20 protein-coding genes and 2 tRNA genes are annotated in these 23,053 nt (G+C 66.6%); 6 read left to right on the top strand and 16 right to left on the bottom strand.

What is annotated here, in order from left to right; genetic code table 11:
• Positions 1–19: 19 nt before the first annotated feature.
• From ACIQ7H_RS00615 to ACIQ7H_RS00625, 3 genes are read right to left on the bottom strand one after another with little or no spacing between them, the layout of a single operon-like run.
• A complete protein-coding gene (locus tag ACIQ7H_RS00615) occupies positions 20–703 on the bottom strand; it encodes a class I SAM-dependent methyltransferase (RefSeq protein ID WP_395787311.1) in 684 nt (227 codons plus the stop codon).
• A 22-nt stretch (positions 704–725) separates the two neighbouring features.
• Positions 726–1,958 carry an MFS transporter gene (locus ACIQ7H_RS00620; protein WP_395787313.1) on the bottom strand — a complete coding sequence of 411 codons (1,233 nt, stop codon included), beginning with the start codon at positions 1,956–1,958 and terminating at the stop codon, positions 726–728.
• A complete protein-coding gene (locus ACIQ7H_RS00625) occupies positions 1,955–2,899 on the bottom strand; it encodes a hypothetical protein (RefSeq protein WP_395787315.1) in 945 nt (314 codons plus the stop codon). The genes ACIQ7H_RS00620 and ACIQ7H_RS00625 overlap by 4 nt, the downstream gene beginning before the upstream one ends.
• Before the next feature lie 107 nt (positions 2,900–3,006).
• On the opposite strand from ACIQ7H_RS00625, the gene ACIQ7H_RS00630 reads away from it, so the two are divergent.
• Positions 3,007–4,560 (top strand): DUF4080 domain-containing protein, encoded by a 1,554-nt coding sequence (locus ACIQ7H_RS00630; RefSeq protein ID WP_395787317.1) that lies wholly within the window; start codon positions 3,007–3,009, stop codon positions 4,558–4,560.
• A gap of 65 nt (positions 4,561–4,625) precedes the next feature.
• Here the strand turns inward: ACIQ7H_RS00630 and ACIQ7H_RS00635 are convergent, their stop codons facing one another.
• The 6 genes from ACIQ7H_RS00635 to grxD form a co-directional block, all read right to left on the bottom strand.
• Positions 4,626–5,201, bottom strand: a complete 576-nt coding sequence (locus ACIQ7H_RS00635; RefSeq protein WP_395787319.1) for an NAD(P)H-dependent oxidoreductase — start codon at positions 5,199–5,201, stop codon at positions 4,626–4,628.
• Positions 5,202–5,350: 149 nt separating this feature from the next.
• Positions 5,351–5,725 (bottom strand): MerR family transcriptional regulator, encoded by a 375-nt coding sequence (locus ACIQ7H_RS00640; RefSeq protein ID WP_395787321.1) that lies wholly within the window; start codon positions 5,723–5,725, stop codon positions 5,351–5,353.
• A gap of 64 nt (positions 5,726–5,789) precedes the next feature.
• Positions 5,790–6,695: a glycerophosphodiester phosphodiesterase family protein gene (locus tag ACIQ7H_RS00645; RefSeq protein WP_395787323.1), complete on the bottom strand. Its 906-nt coding sequence runs from the start codon at positions 6,693–6,695 to the stop codon at positions 5,790–5,792.
• Positions 6,696–6,773: 78 nt separating this feature from the next.
• On the bottom strand, positions 6,774–7,373 hold the full coding sequence (locus ACIQ7H_RS00650) for a YhgN family NAAT transporter (RefSeq protein WP_395787325.1): 600 nt from the start codon (positions 7,371–7,373) through the stop codon (positions 6,774–6,776).
• A complete protein-coding gene (locus ACIQ7H_RS00655) occupies positions 7,370–8,113 on the bottom strand; it encodes an SDR family NAD(P)-dependent oxidoreductase (protein ID WP_395787327.1) in 744 nt (247 codons plus the stop codon). Before ACIQ7H_RS00655 ends, ACIQ7H_RS00650 begins: the two co-directional genes overlap by 4 nt.
• Entirely contained in the window at positions 8,110–8,433 is a 324-nt protein-coding gene (gene grxD / locus ACIQ7H_RS00660) for a Grx4 family monothiol glutaredoxin (RefSeq protein ID WP_395787329.1), read from the bottom strand. The genes ACIQ7H_RS00655 and grxD overlap by 4 nt, the downstream gene beginning before the upstream one ends.
• Positions 8,434–8,693: 260 nt before the next feature.
• Here grxD and sodB point away from each other — a divergent pair, with 260 nt between their 5' ends.
• The 5 genes from sodB to ACIQ7H_RS00685 all read left to right on the top strand — a co-directional run bounded on the left by sodB (position 8,694) and on the right by ACIQ7H_RS00685 (position 15,712).
• Complete coding sequence (gene sodB, locus ACIQ7H_RS00665; protein WP_395787331.1) at positions 8,694–9,272, top strand: superoxide dismutase [Fe]; 579 nt, start codon at positions 8,694–8,696, stop codon at positions 9,270–9,272.
• A gap of 56 nt (positions 9,273–9,328) precedes the next feature.
• Positions 9,329–9,403, top strand: a tRNA-Val gene (locus ACIQ7H_RS00670).
• Between the two features lie 123 nt (positions 9,404–9,526).
• Entirely contained in the window at positions 9,527–12,217 is a 2,691-nt protein-coding gene (mdeB, locus tag ACIQ7H_RS00675; protein ID WP_395787333.1) for an alpha-ketoglutarate dehydrogenase, read from the top strand.
• Between the two features lie 180 nt (positions 12,218–12,397).
• Positions 12,398–15,436 carry a diguanylate cyclase gene (locus ACIQ7H_RS00680; RefSeq protein WP_395787335.1) on the top strand — a complete coding sequence of 1,013 codons (3,039 nt, stop codon included), beginning with the start codon at positions 12,398–12,400 and terminating at the stop codon, positions 15,434–15,436.
• Positions 15,437–15,475: 39 nt separating this feature from the next.
• Entirely contained in the window at positions 15,476–15,712 is a 237-nt protein-coding gene (locus ACIQ7H_RS00685; protein ID WP_395787337.1) for a hypothetical protein, read from the top strand.
• Positions 15,713–15,725: 13 nt separating this feature from the next.
• On the opposite strand, the gene ACIQ7H_RS00690 is transcribed toward ACIQ7H_RS00685, so the two are convergent.
• The 7 genes from ACIQ7H_RS00690 to pheT all read right to left on the bottom strand — a co-directional run bounded on the left by ACIQ7H_RS00690 (position 15,726) and on the right by pheT (position 23,001).
• Positions 15,726–17,624, bottom strand: coding sequence for an ATP-binding cassette domain-containing protein (locus ACIQ7H_RS00690; protein ID WP_395787339.1), 1,899 nt, complete (start codon positions 17,622–17,624; stop codon positions 15,726–15,728).
• Between the two features lie 410 nt (positions 17,625–18,034).
• On the bottom strand, positions 18,035–18,517 hold the full coding sequence (locus tag ACIQ7H_RS00695) for a glutathione peroxidase (protein ID WP_395787341.1): 483 nt from the start codon (positions 18,515–18,517) through the stop codon (positions 18,035–18,037).
• A gap of 67 nt (positions 18,518–18,584) precedes the next feature.
• Positions 18,585–19,529: a prolyl aminopeptidase gene (gene pip, locus ACIQ7H_RS00700; RefSeq protein ID WP_395787343.1), complete on the bottom strand. Its 945-nt coding sequence runs from the start codon at positions 19,527–19,529 to the stop codon at positions 18,585–18,587.
• Positions 19,530–19,761: 232 nt separating this feature from the next.
• Positions 19,762–19,838: transfer RNA gene (locus ACIQ7H_RS00705), tRNA-Pro, on the bottom strand.
• Positions 19,839–19,939: 101 nt separating this feature from the next.
• Positions 19,940–20,296, bottom strand: a complete 357-nt coding sequence (locus ACIQ7H_RS00710; protein ID WP_395787345.1) for a MerR family transcriptional regulator — start codon at positions 20,294–20,296, stop codon at positions 19,940–19,942.
• Entirely contained in the window at positions 20,277–20,576 is a 300-nt protein-coding gene (locus ACIQ7H_RS00715) for an integration host factor subunit alpha (protein ID WP_395787347.1), read from the bottom strand. The genes ACIQ7H_RS00710 and ACIQ7H_RS00715 overlap by 20 nt, the downstream gene beginning before the upstream one ends.
• 1 nt (position 20,577) lies before the next feature.
• On the bottom strand, positions 20,578–23,001 hold the full coding sequence (gene pheT / locus ACIQ7H_RS00720) for a phenylalanine--tRNA ligase subunit beta (RefSeq protein WP_395787349.1): 2,424 nt from the start codon (positions 22,999–23,001) through the stop codon (positions 20,578–20,580).
• Between the last annotated feature and the right edge of the window lie 52 nt (positions 23,002–23,053).

The raw sequence follows: 23,053 nt of genomic DNA on the forward strand, positions 1-23,053 counted from the left end.
GCGGCTGTGAGCGCAAAGCTCAGCGCTTGATGACGATCGGCACCACGATGGTCGGGTCTTTCCAGTACAGGCACTCCGCCGGGGTGTTGACCTCGCACACTTCGGCGACGATGTCGTCGGCGTGGAAGCCGGCATCGATCAGGGCCTGGCGATGGCGGGGCGAGAAATCGCGCACCTCGTCGGAGAAGTAGGTGAACACTCCGCCCTTCTTCAGCAGGCGATGCGCTTCGGCGAAGAAGAACCAGTGCGTCGCCACCTCTTCTTCCTGGGTCGGGTAGGTGTCGAACAGGATGCCGTCGAAGGATTCCGGCTCGAGAGTGGCGATCACGTCCTGCCAGAAGCCGAAGCGCGGGGTCACGCTGGGGTGTTCCTTGGCGAACGCCTGCAGGCGCTCGAACACCTCGGCGTTGGCCTCGATGATCACGTGCTCGGCCACCGGATGGCGCTGCACGTAGCCCGCCGAAATGGCCATGCCGAAGCCGAGCTCCAGCACCCGCCCGCCGCCGCGCGCGGCGACATCGGCCAAGGCCTGCATGTAGTTGTCTTCCCAGTCTTCCATCACCGGATGGCCGGCGATCTGCAGCTTGCCGTCGGCATACACGGCCTTCTCGGCCTGCCAGGCCTCGCGCTGTTCGGGGAAGCCGATGTCCAGCATCTTCTGGTAGTTGGGGTTTTCCTGGACGGCGATGTCGGGCTTGATCATGACTCTGTTCTCTTTTTTGTGTTCAACGGATGGGGTAGCGGGTCAAGGCGAAACTGAAATACAGCACGCAGGCGAACATCAGCACATAGGGCAGACCGTCCATGGCGAAGGCTTCCATGGCGAGGCCGATCGCGAGGATGCCGAACATTCCGCCCAGCGCCTCCATGATCGAGGCCATGCCGTTGGCGGCGATCTGATCGGCACCCTCGAAACGCTCGGAGATCACCGCGAGGCAGATCGAGTACAGGCCGCCCATCACGCCGCCCCAGCAGAACAGCAGGCCCTTGGCCAGCCACGGGTCGTAGATCGCCATCGGCAGGCCGACCGCTGCCGCCACCGACAGCAGCACCAGGCCCATCAGCACATACCGACGATCGAAGTGATCGGACAACCAGGCGAACGGCATCTCCAGCACGATCGCGCCGAGCATGAAGGCCGACAGCAGCAGCGCGGCCTGATCGAACGCCAGCCCGTTGTTGATGCCGTAAAGGGTGATAAAGCTCTGCAGACCGAGGATGGTGGTGCCGGTCAAGGCGATCGCGAACATCACCGCCGGCGCGCGGCGCAGGGTCGACACCAGGCTGCCTTGGACAGCACGCTCGAAGCGCGGCGAGAAGATCCGCCCGCCGAGGATCGGAATCGCCGCCAGCGTGCTGAACAACGCGCTGAGCAGCAGTGCGCTGCGAGTGGCTGTGGTGATCTGGCCATCCGGGCCAAACGAAAAGTGCTGGGCAAGCAATTGGTCAAGCCACTGCAGGCCCGGCGCGACTGCGGATTCGAAGCCCCCGATGCCCTGCGCCAGCACCGGCCCCAGGGCCAGGCCGATCGAAATCGAGCTGCCGTAGAGGGCGATCAGCAGGCCACGCGCGCCGCTGAAGCTCAGGCTGTTTATCCAGGTCTGCAGCAGACTGCCGAACAGCACATTGCCGAGCCCGTGCAGGGCGACCAGGAACAGCCAGGCCGGAACCTCCACGACATAGCTGAGCAACACCAGCGCCGGCAGCCGCAACAGGGTCGAGATCAGCAGCCAGGTGTAGAGGCGTGCGATACCGAGCAGGCGCGGCATCGCGCCGCTGACCGCGAACACCGACACGAACTCGATCGCCATGATCAGGCCGATCATCGATTTGCTGACACCGTAGCTCTCAAGCGCGGTCGGAAACACCACCGCGTTGATGCCGATCGAGATCGCCTGGATGAAACTGGCGGCAGCGATCAGCAGGGCCGCCACGGCCGCGCTGCGGGCCTGGATCACGTGTCCGCTCCGTCGCCGGACGCCCGGCCCAGTCGGCGCAGATCGGCATACAACGCATTGCGTCGGCGGTGCAGTTCCAGGATGAAGCGGCGCAGAAACCACACCGCGGCCGCGGTCAGGAAGGCAATGAAAAACGCAGTCACCAGCGCGCGCTGGGTGGCGCGCTCGATCGGCTCCAGACGGTCGAGATAGTCGGAGACATCGAGATCAAGACCCAGCACGGCATAGAACTGACCTGCTTCGTCCAGCAGCGGCACATAAGCGCTGACGAAGGTGCCCCACTCATCGGTGTAGGGCTCGTCGCTGGCTGTGGTGGTCTGCTCGCGCAGCGCCGTGACGATTTCGGCCGGCGGATCGGGATAGGGCTCAAGCAATGCAACCCGAGTGTCGTCCTCGCCTTCGGCCGGTTGCGGCGTGGCATCCAGCACGAACAACACCGCATCGCCCTTGAGCACCGCGGTGTACAGAAAGGCGATCTGCGGGTCGGCCTTGCGGGCGCGGATCAACATCTGCTCCTGCGCGATGAACTCCGGCGCCGACTCCTGCTCGGCGCTGTCGAAGCGCCGATGCAGATCGGCATCGACCAGGGTCGACAGCACGTTGGCGGTGCGCAGCAGGCCTTGCCGGATCTCCTGCTTCTGCGCCACCAGCGCGCGCTGATAGATGAAGCCGACCGTGATGAAGGTCGCCAGCATCAGGGCGACGAACACGATCAGCGCTTCCAGCAGCGGTCGGATCCGGTAGGTACCCGGCGCGTGTTCGGCCAACAGGGCAGCCGCGGAATCGGCGTAGGCGTTCGCATCGGGACGAGGCTTGGTTTGGTCGGTCACAGGCATCCACAGCAGCAGGGCTTTGAAAGGTCGCCACGACGAGCGGGCGGTGAGGCTGGGTGCGACCAGCGCACCCAGCCGCACATGCTGTATGGCTGCGGCCGATAGCACCAGAGATCAGGCTGCTCGACTCAACGGCCGCATCCCGCATGCAAATCGCGCGCCAAATGCGCACCGTCCCGGTCAGCAAATCCGCGCCAAGGCTTTACCATGCGCGCATGCCCGCCATTGTCCTTGCCACCTTGAACGCCCGTTTCGCCCACGCCTCGATGGGTCTGCGCTGCCTGCGCGCCAACTTGGCCGAGCTGCGCGACGACTCCGTCATCCGCGAATTCGTGATCGGCCAGAAGACCGAGGAGATCGTCGAGAAGCTGCTGGCGGATGCGCCGCGCGTGCTCGGCCTCGGCGTGTACATCTGGAACGTCGAGGAGACCACTCGCGTGGTGGCGCAGCTGCGCGTGGTCGCGCCCGAGCTGCTGATCGTGCTCGGCGGCCCCGAGGTCAGCCATGAGGTCGACCAGCAGCGCATCTGCGCTCTGGCCGACTACGTCATCACCGGCTGGGGCGATGTCAGCTTCACCGAACTCGCGCGTGCGCTGCTGGCCGGCGAACGCCCGCCGGCGCGGGTGATCCCAGGCACGCAGCCGCCGCTGACCGAGCTGGCGATGCCGTATGCCGAGTACAGCGAGGACGACCTGCAGCGCCGCCATGTGTATGTCGAGGCCTCGCGCGGCTGCCCGTTCAAATGCGAGTTCTGTCTGTCCGCGCTCGACAAGACTGCCTGGCCGTTTCCGCTGCCGGCCTTCCTGCAGGCGCTGGACGATCTCTACGCACGCGGCGCGCGGCAATTCAAGTTCGTCGACCGGACATTCAACCTGAAGGTCGACACCTCACTGGCGATCCTCGGCTTCTTTCTGGACAAGCTCACTGCAGCACCCGATGACCCGGTGTTCGTCCACTTCGAGCTGATCCCCGACCACCTGCCAGAACGCCTGAAGGAAGTCATCGCACAGTTCCCGCCCGGCAGCCTGCAGTTCGAGATCGGCATCCAGAGCTTCAACCCGGAAGTGCAGGCGCGGGTCTCGCGGCGCCAGAACGACGCCGCCGCCGAGGCCAACCTGCGCTGGCTGCGCGCCCACAGCCGCGCGCATCTGCATGTGGACCTGATCGCGGGCCTGCCCGGCGAGGACATGACGAGCTTCGCCGCCGGCTTTGATCGGCTGGTGGCGCTGGCCCCGCACGAGGTGCAGTTCGGCATCCTCAAACGCCTGCGCGGCGCGCCGATCGCGCGCCACACGATGGAGTTCGGGCTGCGTTTCAACCCGGATCCGCCCTACAACATCCTCGCCACCAACGCAGTCGACTTCGCCACCCTGCAGCGGCTGTCGCGGTTCTCGCGCTACTGGGACATCGTCGCCAATTCCGGCCGCCACCCGCGCGGCCTGGCCCTGCTGCTGGGCAGCTCGCCGTTCGCGCACTTTCTCGACTTCAGCGACTGGCTGTACGCGCGCATCGGCCAGACCCATGCGATCGCGCACGAGCGTCTGGTGCTGCTGATGCGTGAGCATCTGCATGCCTTGGGCGACAAGCCATCCGAGCAGATCGACCGCGCCCTGGTGGAGGACTACCGCGCCGCTGGCGGCCGCTCACGCTTCGACTTCGAGCCCGCCGACAGCGCCGCCCCGCTGCCGCGCAGCCGCGGCGGCCAAAGCGCGGGTGCCACGCCGAAGCGCCAGGCCCGGCATCTGCAGGCGGGCGCAACCGGAAGCTGAGGCGGTGTCGGGCGCACCCGCGTGCTCCCGATCGCGAGAGCGGATGATTGCGCGGCGCGCTGGCCTCAGCCGCCCGCTCGCCCGAGCGCGGCAACGGCAGTGAGCCAGCGCTGACGCTGCGCCGGCGTGGCGTGTCGCAGCGGTGCAAACGCGGTCAGGCGCACCGGCCGAATGCCGCAGAACTCCAGCACGGTCTGGCGCATCTGCCGGTGTGCGGGCGCGCCCCAGACCCAGCGGAAGTACCAGCCGGGCGTATCGAGGGTGGTGATCAGGCGTGCGCTGCGGCCGCTGAGCAGGCGGTCCCAGAACGGAGAGTTCTTGCGGTAGCGGAAGCCAAAACCCGGCAGCAGCAGGCGATCCAGAAAGCCCTTCAACAGCGCCGGCACCCCACCCCACCAGACCGGGTACACGAACACCAGATGCTCGGCCCACAGGATGTCGGCCTGGGCGCGCTGCAGATCGGGCTCCAGCGGCTGGATCTCGCGATAACCACGATGCAGGATCGGATCGAAGTCGAGGGCGTGCAGCCTCAGCTCACGCAGCTCGTGGCCGGCAGCACGCGCGGCATCGGCATAGCTCTGCGCCAGTGCGGCGCAGAAGCTCTCGGAATCAGGGTGGCCCAGCACCAGCAGGATGCGCATCGCGGTTCACTCGTTGACGTCAGGACCGCCAGTGTTCCATCTGCCCCATGGGGCAGAGTCAAGCACTGGTTTCGTCGAGTCGACACAGCGCTTCCGCGCACACGACTGCCGTGATCGCAATCCATGTTCAGCGGACAAGCTCGCTGCGCTCATGCCTTCACGCAGGCGGCCACCGAAGCCGGATGCGTGACGGCCTCCGGGCAGGCGATCAACTCGGCGATGCCCGCGTCGATCCGCGCCAGCTCGGCCTGCAGCCGGGCGATCTCGGCCTGCGTCCGCTCGCGTTTTGCGTGCAGGCGCCGCAGCACTTCCTGCCAATCGGCGCGCTCGACCCAATCGAGCTCGGCCAGCCGGAAACCGAAGCCCTGGGCCAGCCGGATCATCTGCACGCGATCGAGCTGCGTATCGCTGTAGATCCGATAGCGCCCGCGACGCGCGACGGCGCCGAGCAGGCCCAGCGATTCGTAATGCCGCAGCGCTTTCGCGCTGGCGCCGGTGGCGCGGCTCAGATGTCCGATCTGCATCAGCGCACGGCGCGACGGAGTGAAAGCTTGCCGGCCGCGCCGGCCGCAATTCGCGGCTGCAGGCTCATGCCTGCACACTCCGCGCATCGCGCCGTAGCCCCTCTCGCACCGCCACGCCGGTGGCGGGGAAATCGCAAAACACCGCATCCACTCCCAATCGCAGTGCAGCGGCAAGCTCGTTACGCACATCGGTATGACCTTCGCCCACACGATCATCGCGATAGGTCCATGGATGCACGCGCAGGCCGGCCGCATGAGCCGCCTCGAGCAGGCCACTGCTGCGTTCGGGCGCGCGCCACAGCAGGCGTTTGTCGACGCCAAGGCCGTGCAGCCAATCGCCATGCGCGGCGACGGCCGCGTGCCAGTCATCCGACTGCGCGAGCAGCAGGGTGCAGGGCAGGCCCGTGGCCGCATGCACGCGACGCAGCGGTTCGACCTCGAAGCACTGCACCCAGATCTCAACGGCGGAGGGCAGTTGCTGCAGTGATTGAAGAAACAGCGGCACCGGGTCCAGGCCGCGGGCAGTGAACTCGGCCGGATGCTTCAGCTCCGGGTACAGGCGAATCGGCTGGGCGCGTTCAAGCGCCGCCTGTGCTGCCCATTCGAGCAGCTGCGGCCAACTCGGCACGCCGTGGTAGCCGTCGTGCTGGCGGCTGCGTCCTTCGAAGGGTTGGCGCGCGCGCAGGCGGCCGATTTCTTTCGCGCTGAAATCGGTCGACAGCCAGTCCTCACCGCGGCAGCGCGCGCTGAACTCGGCATGCGAGGCGATATCGGTGCTGTGCGCCAAGGCGGGTTCATGCCGGGCAATCAGCATCCCGTCGGCGGTCGGCACCAGATCGGGCTCGATCACGTCGGCGCCCTGCCCCAGACCCAGCGCATAAGCGACCAGGGTGTGCTCGGGCAGCAGACCGCTGGCGCCGCGGTGGGCAATCACCAGCGGGGGTTCGCCATCGAGGGTGTTCCAGATCATTCGGCACCTCGTGCATGAGCGGCGCAGCTTGCCGGGTTCCGATGACAGCCGTGCGCGCACAGTTTCATCGCTGAACGTTCAGCCGACCGACCCACGGGCCAGGAAGGCGACCACGCCATCCAGAAACATCTGCACCGAAAGTGCGACCAGCAGCATGCCCATCAGACGCTCAACCGCAGTCAGCACGCGGCGCCCGAGCAGACGGTAGAGGAAGGTCGACGAGAACAGGATCACCGCCGTCGCCAGCCAGGCCAGGAACAGGGCCAGGCTGAAGTCGCCCATCCGACCCGGCTCGGAGCTCGACATCAGCATCACCGCGGCCATGCCGGACGGACCGGCGATCAGCGGGATCGCCATCGGCACGATGAAGGGCTCACCCTCCGGCGTCTCGCCGAATACGCCCTCGGGGGTCGGGAAGATCATCCGGATGCCGATCAGGAACAGCACGATGCCGCCGGCGATCGACACCGATTCCTGGCGCAGATGCATCGCCGCGAGGATGTACTGGCCACCCCACAGGAAGGCGAACAGCACGCCCAGCGCGATCAGCAGCTCGCGCGCCAAAACCCAGCGCTGGCGCTCGGCCGGAACCTGCTTCAGCAGGCTCAGAAAGATCGGCACATTGCCCAGTGGATCCAGAATCATGAACAGCAGGATCGCGGCCGACAGGGTGCTCATGCGCGCAGTACCTCGCCATGCCGCTCGGCGGCAAGGCCCGTCAGCAGCTCAACGCAGCGGGAAGCGTGCGCGGACGGCGGCGGCCATTGCCCGGGGTCTTCGGCGAAATAGGCCCGCGAGCGCAGATTGCTGCGGGTCGGGCCGGGGCGGAAGCCATTGACCCGCAGCGGTGAGCCTTCGAGCTCCTGCACCAGGATGCTGAGCACACCTTCCAGTCCATGCTTGCCGATGCCATAGCCGCCCCAGTAGGCGCGGCCGACGAGATCCAGATCTTCAAGGGTGAACACCAGCGCCGAGGCCTGGCCGCTCGCCACTGCGCTGGCTCGCAGCAGCGGAATCAGTGCGCGGCTGAGCATCAGCGGTGCGGTCAGGTTGATATGAATCGCGCGGACCAGGTCGAGCGGCTCGCTGTTCTCGATCGAGGCCAGGCCCTTGAACTCGGCCGCGGCATGGAACACCGCGTGCAGCCCGCCCATCTCGGCGTGCAGGGTATCGGCCAGCTGCGCATAGTCGGCCGGCGTCGCGCCTTCGAGATCCAGCGGATAGATCGCCGGCTCCGGGCTGCCATCGGCGACCAGTTGGTCGTAGACCTGTCCCAGCTTGGGCACGCGCCGACCGAGCAGAACGACCTGCGCACCGGCCTGGCCCGCAGCGCGCGCGACCTCGGAGCCCAGCCCACCGTGCGCACCGACCACCAGCACGGCGCGGCCGGCCAGCGGCTTCTGAGCATCCGCACTCATGCCGGCTTCTGCGCCTCGGCGACGATGCGCGCCAGCTCGCCGGCCTCATGCAGCTCCAGGGTGATGTCGCAGCCGCCGATCAACTCGCCGTGGATGAACAGCTGCGGGAAGGTGGGCCAGTTCGAAAACCGCGGCAGTCCCGCGCGCACTTCCGGGTCCTGCAGCACATTGACGGAATGGAACTTCGCGCCGCAGGCCTTCAGTGCCTCGACCGTGCGGCTGGAGAAGCCGCACATCGGAAACTGCGGCGTGCCCTTCATGAACAGCACGATCGGCTGTTCGTCGAGGACGGCTTTGATGCGATCGAGGGTGGCGTTCATGCGCTGCTCCAAGGGCGCCGGTGCGATCAGCGCCGGCAGTTGCGGGGGGAAGGAAGCGTCGTTGGCGACTTGAACATCCTGCTCACGTCGAGCCAATGGGACGGCTTGCTACAATTTTCCCACACGAGGCCGCCGTACAGTGCATGCGCTGTCAGCCGACGTCTCGCGTGGCCCCGGCACAACGCCGTGGCGCCGCGGCCCGGTGGGTCCATTGACCTGCCGCCGCATTCCCCTCCACCGCTCGCCCTGAAGGAACCGTCATGGCCATCGAACTGCCAGCCCTGCCCTACGCCCGCGACGCCCTCGCCCCGCACATCTCGGCCGAGACGATCGACTTCCACTACGGCAAACATCACCAGACCTATGTCACCAATCTGAACAACCAGATTGCCGGCACCGATTTCGAAGCCAAGGATCTGGAAGCCATCATCCGCAGCTCGACCGGCGGCATGTTCAACAACGCCGCCCAGGTGTGGAACCACACCTTCTATTGGAACTGCCTGGCGCCCAACGGCGGTGGTGAGCCGACCGGCAAGCTGGCCGAGGCCATCAATGCCGCGTTCGGCAGCTTTGCCGAGTTCAAGGACAAGTTCACCCAGACCGCACTGACCACCTTCGGCTCCGGCTGGGCTTGGCTGGTGCAACGTCCGGACGGCAGCCTCGCGCTGGTGTCGACCTCGAACGCCGCCACCCCGCTGACCGGCGACGACCGCGCCCTGCTGACCTGCGACGTGTGGGAACACGCCTACTACGTCGACTACCGCAACGCACGGCCGAAGTACGTCGAGGCGTTCTGGAATCTGGTCAACTGGGACTTCGTCAGCCGCCAGATGGCGTAAGCGAACTCCTTGTGGATCGATAAGCCGCTGTGCTAAAGTTCGCGGCCCGCACAGCCGGGCAGTTAGCTCAGCGGTAGAGCACTACCTTGACATGGTAGGGGTCACAGGTTCGATCCCTGTACTGCCCACCAGCTTCATCAGAAAGCCCCGCCTCGCAGCGGGGCTTTTTGTTTGGCCGGCGGAGGTTGCCTCCCGTGTCACGGCCAGGTCCATCGGCGATACTCGCGCCCCCCTTGTGCCACGCGCGAACCCTCATGATTCCTCCCGTCAATGTCTCCGGGCACCTGACCTCGGCCGCGGTCGGCCAGACCGATATCGACCCCGCCGAAACCCGCGAATGGCTGGAGGCTTTCGATGCGGTGGTCAGTCGCGAGGGGCAGCAGCGCGCGCAGTACCTGTTCGATCGACTGGCCGACCATGCGCTCGGCCGCGGCGTGCAGTCGGCGCGGGCGCGGGTGACGCCCTACTGCAACACGATCCCGCTGGCGCGGCAGCCGCACTATCCGGGGGATGAAGCGCTGGAGGCGAAGCTGGCCGCGGCGATCCGCTGGAACGCGCTGGTGATGGTGATGCGCGCCAATCGCGATGGGCTTGAGCAAGGCGGCCATATCGCGTCCTACGCGTCGGCGGCGGATCTGTTCGAAGTCGGCTTTCAACACTTCTTCAAAGGGTCGGCGCAGGCCGGCGGCGGCGATCTGGTGTTCTTCCAGCCGCATTCGGCGCCGGGCGTGTATGCGCGTGCCTTTCTCGAAGGCCATCTTAGCGAGCAGCAGCTCGATCACTATCGACGCGAAATCGGTGGCCACGGTCTGAGCTCGTATCCGCATCCGTGGCTGATGCCCGATTTCTGGCAGTTTCCGACCGGCTCGATGGGGCTGGGGCCGATCAATGCGATCTACCAGGCGCGCTTCCTGCGCTACCTGCATCACCGCGGCCTGAGCGAGAGCAGCCAGCGACGGGTCTGGGGCTTCTTCGGCGACGGCGAGATGGACGAGCCGGAATCGATCGGCGCGCTGTCGCTGGCCGCGCGCGAAGGCCTCGACCATCTGAGCTTCGTCATCAACTGCAATCTGCAGCGGCTGGACGGACCGGTGCGCGGCAACGGACGCATCGTGGACGAGCTGGAGGCGCTGTTCACCGGCGCCGGCTGGCATGTGATCAAAGTGCTGTGGAGTTCCGATTGGGACTTTCTGTTCGCACGGGATACCACGGGCGAACTGCTCCGCGCATTCGCGAATACGGTCGACGGCCAGTTCCAGACTCTGTCAGCCAACGATGGCGCCTATAACCGCGAGCGCTTCTTCGCGCAGTCACCGGAGCTGGCCGCGCTGGTCGCCGATCTGTCGGATGCGGACATCGACCGCCTGCGTCGCGGTGGCCACGATGTGCGCAAGCTGCATGCGGCCTACGCTGCGGCGGTGGCCCATCGCGGCCAGCCGACGGTCATCCTGGCCAAGACCATGAAGGGCTTCGGCATGGGCAGCATCGGCCAGGGCCGCATGACCACGCATCAGCAGAAGAAGCTCGACACCGATCAGCTGCGCGACTTCCGTGATCGCTTTGGGCTGCCGCTGCCCGATGCCGGGCTCGACGAGCTGCCCTTCTATCGCCCAGCCGAGGACAGCGCCGAACTGCGCTATCTGCGTGCGCGGCGCGAAGCGCTGGGCGGCTATCTGCCGCGCCGGCGGATGCAGGCCTCGGCCGCAGTGGCTGTACCGCCGGCGCCCGTCTGGGCGGGCTTCGCGCTGAATGCCGATAGCAAGGAGATGTCGACCACGATGGCGGTGGTGCGCATGCTCGGCAATCTGTTGAAAGACGCCGAGCTCGGGCCACGAATCGTGCCGATCGTCGCCGATGAAGCACGCACTTTCGGCATGGCCAGCCTGTTCCGTCAGGTCGGCATCTACTCGCCACACGGCCAGCTCTACGAGCCCGAGGACCTCGGCTCGATGCTGTACTACCGCGAGGAAACCAGCGGGCAGATCCTTGAGGAAGGCATTTCCGAGGCCGGCGCGATCAGCTCGTGGATCGCCGCTGCGACCAGCTACAGCGTCAGCGATACGCCGATGCTGCCGTTCTACATCTACTACTCGATGTTCGGCTACCAGCGCGTGGGTGATCTGGTCTGGGCGGCGGCCGACCAGCGCGCCCGCGGCTTTCTGCTGGGCGCGACCAGCGGCCGCACCACTTTGAACGGCGAGGGTCTGCAGCATCAGGACGGCAGCTCGCTGGTGATGTTCGCGACCGTTCCAAACTGCCGCAGTTTTGATCCGACCTTCGCCTACGAGATCGCCGTCCTGCTCGAGCACGGCATGCGCGCGATGCTGGAGCAGCAGCGCGACGAGTTCTATTACCTGACGGTCGGCAACGCCAACCTGGCCCAGCCTTCACTGCCGGCCGGGATCGACAGCGCGGACATCGTGCGCGGCCTGTATCGCCTGCCCGGTGCGACTTCCGCCGGGGTCCAGCTGCTGGGCTCGGGCGCGATCATGGCCGAGGTGCTGCGCGCACAGGTACTGCTGCGCGAGGATTTCGGTATCGAAGCCGCGGTGTGGAGTGCTACCAGCTACAGCGAGCTGCAGCGCGAGGGGATTGAATGCGAGCGACTGACGCGACTCGGCCGCCCCACCGAAGCGCCATGGGTGGAGCGCGCCTTCGCCGACAGCCGCGGTCCGATCATCGCCGCCAGCGACTACGTGCGCGCCTGGCCGGAGCTCATCCGCGCCTTTGTGCCGCGGCGCTATCTGACCCTCGGTACCGACGGCTTCGGCCGCAGCGATACCCGCGCCGGGCTGCGCGCATTCTTCGAAGTCGACGCCGAGTCGATCGTGATCGCCGCACTTCACGCACTGGCGCAGGAAGGGGCGCTTGCAGACACGCAGGTCGTCGTTGCGCGCGAACGCTATCGCAGAACTCACTGCGACGCCTCGCCTTGGCGACTGTAGTTGCCAAAGAGACTCGGCCGCGACCTCGTCCCTGCATTCTGAGATGAGCCCGGAGGCAACGGTCTTGCGACATGTGCCCGATCTCACAAAAAACCGCATGATGCACGCCGAATGTTGCGTGTCGACTGCAGCATCGTCTGTTGCTGCCATCGACCCGAATCGGTCTTGACCAGGGGCCTCATGTCGCACTCGATCCTCCGCGCCTTCGCCTGCGGTGCGCTGCGCTTGCTTATGCTCGCTGGGCTGATCGCTGCTTCGACCGCAGCGGCGAGCGCGCGCTTTCAGGTATTCACTTCCCGCGATGGCCTGCCGCAGCAACAGGTCTTGAGCCTGCACCAGGACGGGCTGGGCTATCTGTGGGTCGGCACTTTCAGCGGGCTGGGCCGCTACAACGGCCGCGAGTTCCGCACCTACAGCACCGCCGACGGCCTGGCCAGCAACACCGTGCAGGCGATGGCGACCACGACTGATGGTCAGCTTTGGGTGGGCACCACGCGCGGCTTGTGCCGACGTGCGCAGAACAACACACGATTCGAGTGCCCGAGCCTCGCACCGTTGCCGGCGGTGTCGGTGCAGGCGCTGGTCACCACCGGCAGCAGCTTGCTGGTCGGCAGCGCCGAGGGCCTGTTCCTGCTGCTTCCGGCGGTCGAAGGCGGTGATCTGCAGCAGCCCGAGGTGCGCCGGATCGTGCCTTCACTGAACATCAGCAGCCTCGCCGGCGCTGAAGACGGCAGCGTCTGGATTGGCACTCAAACCGGCCTGCTGCGCTGGAGCCCGGTGAGTGGCCAGTACGCCACGGTACATCTGCCGATGGGTGAAGCCAGCGCGATCTCGGCCCTGCTCAGCGAACCCGACGGGGTGTGGATCGGCAGCAGCAACGGCCTGCTGAAGATGGCCGAGGGCGCCATCGTGCCGATCCCCGGCCTGCCCGAGCAGGCCGTCGACATGCCGATCTCGGCGATCGCACGTGGGCCCAACGGTGAACTCTGGGCGACCGGCAACCGCGGCGTGCTGCGCCTGCGCACCGATCAGGCTCGCCTGCTGCAGACCGACGACGGACTGGCCAATCTGCACAACCACACCGTGCTGGTGGATCGCGAGGGCATCGTCTGGATCGGCAGCGACGGCGGCCTGAGCCGGCTGCAGACGGGCGATTTCGAGTCCTATCTACGCGGCGATGGGCTGCTCGGCGAAATGGCCCGGGTGGTGCGCGAAGACGCCGAGGGCCGGCTCTGGATCGGCTCGCGCGAAGGCGTGCAGATCGTCAGCCACGATGGTCAGCGCTGGCGCTTCGATCGTGCGCAGACGATCACCCGCGCGCAGGGCCTGATCGACGAGCGCGTGTACGACGTCGCCTTTCCGGCCCGCGGCGAAGCCCTGATCGCCACCAATCACGGCGTGGCCCACTGGCGCGAGGGCGAGGGCGTGGTGCGCGTGATCCTTGAGCAGGATGGCCTGCCGGCGCAGGCGACGCGCTCGCTGCGGGTCGAGGCCGATGGCCGGGTCTGGATCGGCACCATGACCGGTGTGGCGCTGATGCGCGACGGCGAAGTGCGCGCAGTCGCCGATCCGCTGCTGTCGCAGGCACGCGCGCTGAGCATTCGCGAAGATGGCCGTGGACGGCTGTGGTTCGGCACCCTGCACCACGGCCTGCTGCGGATGGACACTGATGGCAGCGTCCGCCGGCTGGGCAGCGATGCCGGTCTCACCGACGAGATCATCTGGGACATCGCTGTCGATGGCGAGGGCGGACTGTGGATCGGCAGCAATGGCGACGGCCTGTTGCACATCGATCGGGAGGACCGGGTCGAACGCTTCACCACGCAGGACGGACTGGTCGACAACTTCGTCTGGAACGTATTGGCCGAACCAGATGGCACGGTCTGGGCCTATACCAGCCGCGGACTGGCGCGCAAAAGCCAACAGGGCTTCTCGCACTTCGGCGAGGCCGATGGCCTGCCCAGCCCCGAGGGGTCGGCCACCGCCGCGCTGCGAACCCGCACGGGCGAGCTGTGGTTCGGCGCATCCACCGGCCTGACCCGATACGCGCCGGATGTGGCCGCCCGCGCGCCGCAGTCGCCCGCGGTGATCATCGAAGAGGCAACGGCCGGCGGCGCCCAGGTGCAGGCCGGCAGCAGCTTGCCGGGGGGCGCGCGCGATCTGGCGCTGCAGTTCGCGGCGCTGCACCTGCAGCGCCCGCAGGATCTTTCCTATCGCTTCCGCCTGCTCGGTGGCGATGGCGCCTGGTCGGCCCCGTCCGCCTATCGGCCGATCACCTATGCCGCACTCGCGCCGGCCAGCTACGTGTTCGAGGTGCAGGCGCGTGCCGGCAGTGGCGACTGGGGCCCGATTAGCGCGTTCGCCTTCGACGTTCCACCCGCCGCCTGGGAGCGCCCCGGTCTGTACGTGCTCGGCCTGCTCGCACTGCTCGCCGCCTTGGGCCTGCTGGTGCGCTTCCGCCTGCGGCGCGCCGAGGCCCGCAGAACCGAGTTGGAAGCCCAGATCCAGAGCCGCACGCTGGCGCTGGCCGAGGCCAACCGCCGGTTGGAGCAGGCCTCGCTGAGCGACCCGCTGACCGGGCTCGCCAATCGCCGCTTTCTGGCGCGCCAGGTGAGTGCTGATGTCGCGCAGCTGCGGCGCGTGTATCGCAGCCCGGCCGCACCCGGCGTGCACCGTGATCTGGTCTTTCTGATGGTCGATATCGATCACTTCAAGCAGATCAACGACAGCCACGGCCATGCCGCCGGTGACAACGTGCTGCGGCGCTTTGCCGCCCTGCTGGTGGACTTGATTCGCGAGTCCGACTACGCGGTGCGCTGGGGAGGCGAGGAGTTCCTGATCGTCGCCCGCCAGGCTGACGCACACCAGGCCGGGGCGATGGCCGAACGCATCGTCCAGCGCGTGCGCGACACCCGCTTTCCGCTGGAGGGCGGCCAGGGCGAGCTTGGCTGCACCTGCTCGATCGGCGTCGCCGCAGCACCCTTCATCCCCGGTGATCCGGAGTCGCTGGAGTGGGAGCAGGTGGTGGCGCTGGCGGATGCCGCTGTCTATCACGCCAAACGCCGCGGCCGCGACGGCTGGGTGGAAGTGGCCGCGGCCCCAAACACTTGCAGCGCCGACCTGCCCGATCTGCTGGAAGGCGCCCGCACCTCGATCGAGGCCTCTGCCGCCCGCGGCCTGCTGACACTGCGCACTTCGACCCAGACTCAACCCGGCTGACGCCCGCAAACGACGCTCGCCGGGTCTGGACGGCCCACAGTGCTCGCCCAGATCCGCAACCAGCGCAGTGCTTCGCACTTGATCGAACGCATCTGCGGCGTCTTTTCGCGGCTGCCGACGTTGCTCTTCCTCGCCATAGCGCTGCAATGGCTCGTCGTCGGGGCTTGCCAGCCGCGCAAAGCCACTCGCAGCTACCGTCCGCCAAGTACGAATCACTACACGAGCAGCCTGTCGGACTTCGGTTGGCCGGGCTCCAAATCCGCCTCGACCCCCTAGGCCCGACAGGCTGCTAGCCGTCGAGCTCAGCCCAGCGCGCGAACGCGATCTCAAGATCGCCCTGCAGACGCGCCAGCTCGCTGCCTGCCGCGCTCACTTCAGCGGCACCGCGCTGATAGAAGCCAGGATCGGCCATGCGCTTGCCAAGCGCGGCGATTGCGTTCTCCAGGGTTTCAATTCGCGCCGGCAGCAGCTCCAACTCGCGCTGATCCTTGTAGCTGAGTTTCTTGCGCGACGGTGCGGCAGCGGCGGGTTCGCTGGGGATGGCCGTCGTCGTCGCGCTGGGCGTCGGCTCTGCCGCGGCGCGGGCGCTGGCGACAATGCGGCTGCCACGCTGGCGCAGCCAATCGCTGTAGCCGCCGACATAGTCACCGACCTGGCCCTCGCCTTCGAACACCAGGCAGCTGGTCACCACGTTGTCGAGAAACTCGCGGTCATGCGAGACCAGGATCAGGGTGCCGCCGTATTCGCCGAGGCGCTCTTCCAGCAGTTCCAGGGTTTCGACGTCCAGATCGTTGGTCGGTTCGTCCATCACCAGCAGGTTGGACGGCTGTGCGAACAGTTTCGCCAGCAGCAGGCGATTGCGCTCGCCGCCCGACAGCATGGTGATCGGCGCACGCGCGCGTTCGGGCGTGAACAGGAAGTCCTGCAAGTAGCCCAGGGCGTGCTTGCGGCGGCCGTCCAGTTCGATGTACTCGCGGCCTTCGGCGACGTTCTCCAGCGCGTTCCAGTCGTCGCGCAACGCCAGCCGGTGCTGATCGAAATAGGCGACTTCGAGCTGGGTGCCCAGATTGATCTCGCCGGCGTCCGGCTTCAGCTCGCCAAGCAGCAGGCGGATCAGGGTGGTCTTGCCCGCGCCATTCGGCCCGATCAGGCCGATCCGGTCGCCGCGCTGGACCACGGTGGAAAAATTCTCCAGCAGCGGACGCTCGCCGAAGCGGTGGTAGAGACCCTTGGCCTCGACCACGCGCTTGCCCGACGGCGCGGCCACAGCCATCTGGATATTGACCTGACCCTGCTGCTCGCGCCGCTGCGCACGCTCGTTGCGCAGGGCCTTCAGCGCTCGCACGCGGCCCTCGTTGCGGGTGCGGCGCGCTTTGATGCCCTGGCGGATCCAGACTTCCTCTTCGGCCAGCTTGCGGTCGAACAGTGCCGAGGCCTGCGCTTCGGCATGCAGGCGCTCTTCCTTGCGCCGCAGGTAGTTCTCGAAATCGCCCGGCCAACTGGTCAGTTGACCACGATCGATTTCCAGAATCCGGGTCGCCAAAGCGCGCAGGAAGCGGCGGTCATGGGTGATGAACACCAGCGCGGTCTTCAGCCCCTTGAGGGTTTCCTCCAGCCAGTCGATCGAGCTGATGTCGAGGTGGTTGGTGGGCTCGTCGAGCAGCAGGATGTCCGGCGCGGATACCAGCGCCTGGCCCAACAGCACGCGACGCTTCATGCCGCCCGAGAGCGATGCGAAATCGGCCTCACCGTCCAGGCTCAGTCGCGACAGTACAGCTTCGACGCGCTGCTCCAAGTCCCAGCCCTGAGCTGCCTCGATGTTCTCCTGCAGGTCGGAAATGCGGTCCGCCATCGCCGCCTCGCCGATCCGTGGCAGCAGCGCGTGGTACTCGGCCAACCAGTGGCCGAGTTCACCCAGGCCGGAAGTCACCACTTCGAAAACGCTGCCCGAAGTCGCCTGCGGGACTTCCTGCGCCAGCCGCGCCACGCGCACGCCGGACGACAGCCGGCGTTCGCCTTCATCGGGGCTGATCTCGCCGGAGATGATCCGCAGCAGGGTGGACTTGCCGGCGCCGTTGCGGCCGACGATACAGATCCGCTCGCCCGGCTCGATGGTGAGCTCGATTTTCTCGAGCAAGGGCGGGCCACCGACGCTGTGGCTGAGGTTGAGCAGTTGCAGTAGAGGCATTGGAGTTCGGGAGTGGGGAGTGGGGAGTGGGATTCGGGAGCCGCGCGGCGCAAGGGCGGCCAAACGCGGCATTCAACACTGATGGGAGAGCGGGCCGCGGGCCGCGTGAGCGGACGCGGCGGGCGCCTGTATGCGCAAGCTCTGACCTCGCAAACGGACCGTGCGGCCAGAATTCCGATGACCCGCTGCAGGCGCGAAAGGTCTCGCGGAAGATCGAAGCCATCGGAGCCATCGGAGCCGTCGGGCTTGCGACGCGGTAGCGAAGCCAGCGCTGAACACTCAGGGCGAAGTGCGCTTCGACACCTGCGCCCGCATGCGAAGAATCGGGCGAGCTCAGGATCCGCGAGGATCGCCGGCACCGCTGAAGGTCATTGGCTGCCGCGCTGGGCGCCGAATTGTCTCACACCCGCTCAACCCAGCAGCGCCACCACGTCGCGCTCGATGCTTTCTGGCGTATCGGTTGGCGAATAGCGCCGCACCACCCGGCCATCGCGGTCGATCAGAAACTTGGTGAAGTTCCACTTGATCGACTCGCTGCCGAGCAGGCCTTTGGCCTCTTTCTTCAGGTGCTGGAACAGCGGGTGTGCACCTTTGCCATTCACTTCCACTTTGGAGAACAGCGGGAAGTTGACGTCATAGCTCAGGCTGCAGAAATTCTTGATCTCAGCCTCGTCGCCCGGCTCCTGGTGTCCGAACTGATCGCAGGGGAAGCCCATCACCGTCAGGCCCTTGCCCTCATATTTGCGATGCAGTGCTTCAAGCCCCGCGTACTGCGGCGTGAATCCGCATTTCGACGCGGTATTGACTACCAGCAGCACGCGCCCGGCGTAGTCGCGCAGGGTCTGAGCATCGCCGTTGATGCTGGTGACGCTGAAGTCGTAGAGATTGCTCATGGCATGGGCTCGTCAAGTCGGGGCTTCAGCGCGCGCGCTGATGACAGCGCGCGGGCTGCGCAGGGCTTCAATGGGCGTAGCGGTCGGTGGCACGCACCAGCGCATCGATGTTGCCGGGCTCCAGCGCGGAATGGCCGGAATCCGGGGTGATGTGAAGCTCGGCCTCCGGGAATGCGTGTTTCAGGTCCAAGGCGTTCTGGATTGGGCACACCACGTCATAGCGCCCGTGCACGATGGTGGTCGGGATATGCCGGATCTTCGGCACATCACGCAGCAGTTGATCTTCAACCTCGAAGAAGCCGCCGTTGACGAAGTAGTGGCTTTCGATCCGCGCGAATGCCAGTGCGAAATCATCGGCCTTGTGCGAGTCGATGAAGCTCGGGTCCTGGTGCAGAAAGCTGGTTGCGGCTTCCCATACAGACCAGGCGCGGGCGGCTTCCACCCGCACGGCTACATCGGCCGAGGTCAGGCGTCGGTGGTAGGCACTGATCAGGTCAGCCCGCTCGACTGCCGGAATCGGCGCCAGGTACTGCTCCCAGGCATCCGGGAACAGGCGCGAGGCACCCTCCTGGTAGAACCATTCGAGCTCCCAGCGCCGCAGCATGAAGATGCCGCGCAACACCAGCGCGGTGACCCGCTGCGGATGCGATTGCGCGTAGGCCAAGGCCAAGGTCGAACCCCAACTGCCGCCAAACACCTGCCAGCACTCGATGCCGAGGTGCTCACGCAGGCGCTCGATATCGGCGACCAGATCCCAGGTGGTGTTGTCGATCAGATCGGCATGCGGCCGCGAGCGGCCCGCGCCGCGCTGATCGAACAGCACGATCCGGTACTTCGCGGGATCGTGGAACTGCCGCATCTTTTCGCTGCAGCCACCGCCCGGCCCGCCATGCAGCATCACTACCGGAATACCGACCGGGTTGCCGCATTGTTCGAAGTAGAGAGTGTGCCGGTCCGACACGGCCAGCTCGCCGGTGGCAAAGGGTTCGATCGCGGGGTACAGGGTGCGCATGGGCGGGTCGCTGACGAAGAGATGATCGTCGAGTTTAGCCCGAGGGCGCCGAAAGACCGAGCCTGGATGACCGACATCGCCGCGCGTACCGCTGCCGACGTGCGGCTCGCGCTGCACGCGCAGGGGCGCCGGCATCGCGCCATCGTCGGGCGACGCGCGCTTCGCAGGAGCGCCAAGGTATGGGTTAGAACAGATGCAGTGAAGAGCCACTGCCAGCCGTGCTTCGATCAGTTGGTCGGGGCGGCCGGATTTGAACCGACGACCCTTTGCCCCCCAGGCAAATGCGCTACCAGGCTGCGCTACGCCCCGACATGTTCTGATCTGCTGCTCGCCGCCGCGGGACACGAGGTCTACCACAGCGAGCGGGCAAGTATAACCAAGGCGGTGTGGCTTGTCTTGGGTTGTGCGCTTCAGCGCTTCAACAGCTGCAGCACTTCCTCAAGCTCCATCCGCACCTGACGGACAATCTGCGCCGACAGGCCGGCGTCCTGCCGGTTGCCCTCGCCTTCCAGGCGCTGGCGTGCACCGGTGATCGTGAAGCCTTCTTCGTACAGCAGGCTGCGGATCTGGCGGATCGTCAGCACATCGTGGCGCTGGTAATAGCGACGGTTGCCGCGGCGCTTGACCGGCTTCAGGCTCGGAAACTCGGTTTCCCAGTAGCGCAGCACATGCGGCTTGACCTGGCACAGCTCGCTGACTTCACCGATGGTGAAGTAGCGCTTGGCCGGGATCGCCGGCAATTCGGAGTTACTGCCCGGATCCAGCATAGGCTTCCACCCGCTCCTTCAGTTTCTGCCCCGGGCGAAAGGTGACCACGGTGCGCGCCGAGATCGGAATCTCCTCGCCGGTTTTGGGATTGCGGCCAGGCCGCTGATTCTTCTTGCGCAGATCGAAATTACCAAACCCGGACAGCTTCACCTGATGACCGGTTTCCAACGCATCACGCAGCACATCGAAGAACGCATCGACGAACTCCTTGGCCTCTCGCTTGTTCAGCCCCACTTCGTCAAACAGTCTCTCGGCCATCTCGGCCTTGGTCAGTGCCATGTCACCCCCTGAGCGTGGCGCCGAACTGCGCAGACAACGCAGCCACTGCATCGGCAATGGCGCGGTCCGCATCCTGATCGGTGAGGGTGCGTGAAACGTCCTGCAAAATCAAGCCAATAGCGAGGCTTCTGAAGCCCGGTTCTACCCCTTTGCCCTGGTACTGATCGAACAGCACCACCGCCTCGACACGACCTGCCAGCGCGGTTTGCAGGGCCGCCTCCAGCGCCGACCACGGGTGCTGCTCGGCGACCAGCACGGAGATATCCCGACGAACGGCAGGGAAACGGGACACAACCCGCGCGCGCGGCAGCTGCCGCACCAGCAGGGGCTCCAAGTCGAGCTCGATCACGGCTACGTCGACATCAAGGTCCAGCGTCTTGGCCAGCCGCGGGTGCAGAAAACCGATCTGGCCGATGCAGTCCTCGCCCAGAAGGATGTCGGCACTGCGGCCCGGGTGCAGCCAGGCAACGCGGGTCGGCTCGAAGCGCACGCGCCCGGTCGAGCCCGCCAGCGCCAGCAGCGATTCGACGTCACCCTTCAGGTCATAGAAGTCGATGTCTCGCGCCGGCAGGCTCCACTGCTCGGCAGCCGCGCGGCCCACCGCCACCGCGGCGACTCGCAGGGTTTCGATCGGGCCTGCCGCGCCGGCTTTGAATACGCGGCCGAGTTCGAACAGGCGCGGGCGGGTGTCCTGATGATTCATGTTGCGCGCTGCGGCCTGGACCAGCCCGGGCAACAGCGCCGGACGCATCACCGCCAGCTCGGCCGACAGCGGATTGGACAAGGCAACCGCCCCAGCCTCCAACGCCCACGATTTGAGCAGGGTCGCGTCGACAAAGGCGAAGCAGATCGTTTCGCGATAGCCGCGAGCGGCGATGGCGCGGCGCAGCTCGCCATCGCTGAGCCGCGTCTCCGATTGCATCACCAGCGGAATCGCGCCGGTCGGAGTGCTGGTCGGGATCGTCTCGTAGCCGTGGATGCGGACGATCTCTTCGATCAGGTCCTCTTCAATCGCGATATCGAAGCGCCGGGTGGGTGGGGTGACCCACCAGCCGCCGCCGAAATGCGAACCGCGCAGGGAATCGACGGTTTCAAGGGCGGAGCCATCGAAGGCTTCGACCTGCATGTCCAGCGCGCGCAGGATCCGCTCGACCTCCGCATCGTCGATGTGCACGCCGAGCACGCGGGCCAGGCGCGCCCGACGCAGTCGCACCGCTGTCGGCGCCGGCAGATGTTCGGGCAGCGCCGCCTCGGTGACCGGACCCGCCTTGCCGCCGCCAACCTGCAGAATCAGCGCGGTTGCGCGCTCAAGGGCGATGCGCGGCAGTTCGGGATCGACACCGCGCTCGAAGCGATGCGAGGCATCGGTGTGCAGGCCGAGCTTGCGCGCACGGCCGATGATCGCATCCGGCGCGAAGTGCGCGCTCTCGAGAAAAACGTTGCGCGTGGCGGTAGTGACGCGGCTGTCCCAACCGCCCATCACGCCGGCCAGGGCGGTCGCACGATCGGCATCGGTGACGACCAGAAAGCCCGGCGCCAGCTCGACCTCGCGCTCATCCAGCAACTTCAGTTTCTCGCCCTCTCGTGCGACGCGAACGCCCACAGGGCCGTGCAGCGCGTCGCGATCAAACGCGTGCATCGGCTGCCCGAGCTCCAGCATCACGTATTGGGTGACATCCACCAGCAGGCTGATCGGGCGCACACCCGAGCGGCGCAGGCGTTCGGCCATCCAGAGCGGCGTCGGCGCGGCAGCGTCGACATCGCGGATGACGCGACCGCAATAGCGCGGCGCCGCGGCGCCGGCGTTCAACTCCACCGCGATCGCATCATCGCCGTCGACAACAGCGGCGGCGACTTCCAAAGGATTGACGCGCGCACCCAATGCCGCGGCGACGTCATAGGCGATGCCGCGCACGCCGAAACAGTCAGCGCGATTGGGCGTCAGCTTGATCTCGATGCTGGCGTCCGGCAGGCCGAGAAAATCGGCGAAACCGACGCCGACCGGCGCGTCGGCCGGCAGCTCCATCAGGCCGGAGGCATCGGCATCGACGCCGAGCTCCTTGGCCGAGCACAACATGCCGAACGACTCCACGCCGCGCAGCTTGGCTGGCTTGATCTGCAGACCGCCGGGCAGGATCGCGCCCACGGTGGCCAGCGGCGCCTTCAGCCCGGGCCGCGCGTTCGGCGCGCCGCAGACGATCTGCACGGCACCGTTGCCGGTGTCGACGCTGCACACCTGCAGCCGGTCGGCCTCCGGATGGCGCACGCAATCGAGAATCTGCACCACCACCACGCCAGCCAGACCCTCGCCCAGGGCGGTTACTTCCTCGACTTCCAGACCAATCGCAGTCAAGCGCGCGGTCAACTCCTCACGCGATGCAGACACATTGACGTGCTCGCGCAGCCAGCTCTCAGAAAACTTCATTGCTTGTATCCATCCTGAGCAGTCCGCCAGTCGACGCCTGCCACGCTTGTTC

The organism is Aquimonas sp. (assembly GCF_044377145.1).
GTDB lineage: Bacteria > Pseudomonadota > Gammaproteobacteria > Xanthomonadales > Xanthomonadaceae > Aquimonas.